Annotated in this window: 3 protein-coding genes; all 3 read left to right on the top strand. The window is 68.5% G+C overall.

The features are described from left to right. The first annotated feature begins 44 nt into the window (after positions 1 to 44). The 3 genes from PINTE_RS25190 to istB all read left to right on the top strand — a co-directional run bounded on the left by PINTE_RS25190 (position 45) and on the right by istB (position 2,518). Entirely contained in the window at positions 45 to 278 is a 234-nt protein-coding gene (locus PINTE_RS25190; protein WP_084343885.1) for an integrase core domain-containing protein, read from the top strand. A gap of 84 nt (positions 279 to 362) precedes the next feature. Further along, entirely contained in the window at positions 363 to 1,685 is a 1,323-nt protein-coding gene (gene istA, locus PINTE_RS20900) for an IS21 family transposase (RefSeq protein ID WP_068434457.1), read from the top strand. Positions 1,686 to 1,699: 14 nt separating this feature from the next. Next, on the top strand, positions 1,700 to 2,518 hold the full coding sequence (istB, locus tag PINTE_RS20895; protein WP_068434460.1) for an IS21-like element helper ATPase IstB: 819 nt from the start codon (positions 1,700 to 1,702) through the stop codon (positions 2,516 to 2,518). Positions 2,519 to 2,590: the final 72 nt, after the last annotated feature.

Below are 2,590 nucleotides of genomic sequence, written 5' to 3'. Positions count from 1 at the left end.
CCGAATTCGCCACGTACTGTAAGGACCACCACATCCGGCGTTCCGTGGGTCGCACCGGGGATTGTTTCGACAACGCCGTCGCCGAGTCCTTCTTCGCGACCTACAAAAAGGAACTCATCCACACCCGCCCCTGGGTAAACCTGTCCACATTGCGGAAAGAGACCTTCACCTGGATCGAGCACTACTACAATAGACAGCGCCGCCATTCACACTTGGGATACCTCACCCCAGCCGAATGGGACAAAGGACATCGCACACTCACAGGAATCGCAGCCTAAACCACACTCCGAAAAATCGGGGACACTCCATACTGACCCCGTAGCGTCGTTCGAATTTTGACCCCCTGCCTTGACCCTCGGAGGGTGATCACAGTGGAGGATTGGGCAGAGATTCGCCGGTTGCATCGGTCTGAGGGGATGGCGATTAAGGCGATCGCGCGGCATGTGGGGGTCGCGCGGAACACGGTGCGGGCGGCTTTGGCCAGCGACGCGCCGCCGCGGTACGGGCGGGGCGCCAAGGGCTCGATCGTGGATGAGGTCGAGCCGCAGATTCGGGCGTTGCTGCGGGAGTTCCCGACGATGCCGGCCACGGTGATCGCCGAACGGATCGGCTGGACGCGTTCGATCACGGTCCTCAAAGACCGGGTCCGGGTGATCCGTCCGGAGTATCGCGGGGTCGACCCGGCGGACCGGATCGAGTACCAGCCGGGCGACACGGCGCAATGCGATCTGTGGTTCCCCGCGCCGCGGATCCCGGTCGGCGCGGGGCAGGTCGCGATGCTGCCCGTGCTGGTGGTGACGCTGGCGTACTCGCGGTTCATGAGCGCGCGGATGATCCCGACGCGGACAGCGGCGGACATCCTGGCCGGGATGTGGGCCCTGATCGAAGGGGTCGGCGCGGTGCCCAAACGGTTGTGGTGGGACCGCGAGTCCGCGATCGGGGGCACCGGGCGGGTGCACGCCACCGCCGCGACGTTCGCGGGGACGTTGGCGACTCGGATCGTGTTGGCGCCGCCGGCGGACCCGGAGTTCAAGGGCATGGTCGAGCGGCACAACAGCTACCTGGAGACCTCATTCTTACCGGGGCGCACGTTCACCAGCCCGGCTGATTTCAACGACCAGCTCGCGGCCTGGTTGCCGCGGGCCAACCAGCGGATGGTCCGCGCGTTGGCCCCGGCCACGGGGTCGGGCGCGGGGGGCCGCCCGGTCGACCATCTTGCAGCGGACGTGGCGGCGATGACCGCGCTACCGCCGGTGGCGCCGACGACCGGCTGGCACCACCGGGTGCGGCTGAACCGGGACTACTACGTGCGCCTGGACTCCGTGGACTACTCGGTCGACCCGGCCGTGATCGGTCGCATGGTCGACGTCCACGCCGACCTACACCGTGTCCACGTGACCTGCGGCGGGCGGCTGGTCGCCGCCCACGACCGCTGCTGGGCCCGCCGACAGACCATCACCGACCCCGCCCACCGCGTGCAGGCCGCCCGGCTACGCGCCGCGTGGCAACAAGACCAGGCCGCCCGCGCGGTCGCCCGCCGACACGAGGACGGGCACCCAGTCGCGATACGCCCTCTGAGCGACTACGACACCCTGTTCGGCATCGACCCCGCCACCTTCACCCCCGGCACCCACGACGCCCAGAGCGGCCAGAGCGGCCAGGGCGGCCTGGAGGTCGTGCGATGACCACCACGACGCCCATGACGCCCACGACGCCCACGAGTCCCGCCGGCAGCGCTGGCGGGCAGGTGGCCTCGCAGATCGCCTATCTGGCGCGGGCGTTGAAGACTCCGACGATCGCGCGGGTCTGGGACGAGCTGGCCCAGCTGGCCCGCGACGAGGCCTGGAGCCACGAGGAGTACCTCGCGGCCGTCCTGGCCCGCCAGGTCGCCGATCGCGAGGCATCCGGTGCGGCGATCCGGATCGGCGGGGCACACTTCCCGGCGATCAAAACCCTGGAGGACTTCAACCCCGATCACCAGCCCAGCCTGCGCCGCGACATCCTGGCCCACCTGGCCACCACCACATTCATCCCCAAGGCCGAGAACGTCGTCCTGCTCGGCCCACCCGGTGTCGGCAAGACCCACCTGGCCATCGGGCTGGGCATCAAAGCCGCCCACGCCGGCTACCCCGTGCTCTTCGACACCGCCGCCGGCTGGCTGGCCCGCCTCACCGGCGCGCACGAGGCTGACCGGCTCGAGGACGAACTCCGACGACTGCGCCGCTACAAGCTGCTCATCATCGACGAGGTCGGCTACATCCCCTTCGACGCCGCCGCAGCGAACCTGTTCTTCCAACTCATCGCCGCGCGCTACGAACAAGGCTCCGTGCTCATCACCTCGAACATGCCCTTCGGGCGCTGGGGCGAGATCTTCGGCGACGACGTCGTGGCCGCCGCCATGATCGACCGCCTCGTCCACCACGCCGAAGTCCTGACCCTGACCGGGCAGTCCTACCGCACCCGCACCCGCCAGGACCTCCTGGCCACAACACCGACCACCCCGGACAGCACCCGCTGAAACCGGACCAACCTGACAACACACACCAGCAGGGGGTCAAAATTCACCCGACGAAAAGGGGTCAATTTTCAG

Origin of the sequence: Piscicoccus intestinalis NBRC 104926 (genome assembly GCF_001515525.1) — a bacterium.
Taxonomy (GTDB): domain Bacteria; phylum Actinomycetota; class Actinomycetes; order Actinomycetales; family Dermatophilaceae; genus Kineosphaera; species Kineosphaera intestinalis.
The sequence above is the reverse complement of the archived record's forward strand: the minus strand, read 5'-3'. Positions and strand labels throughout refer to the sequence as shown.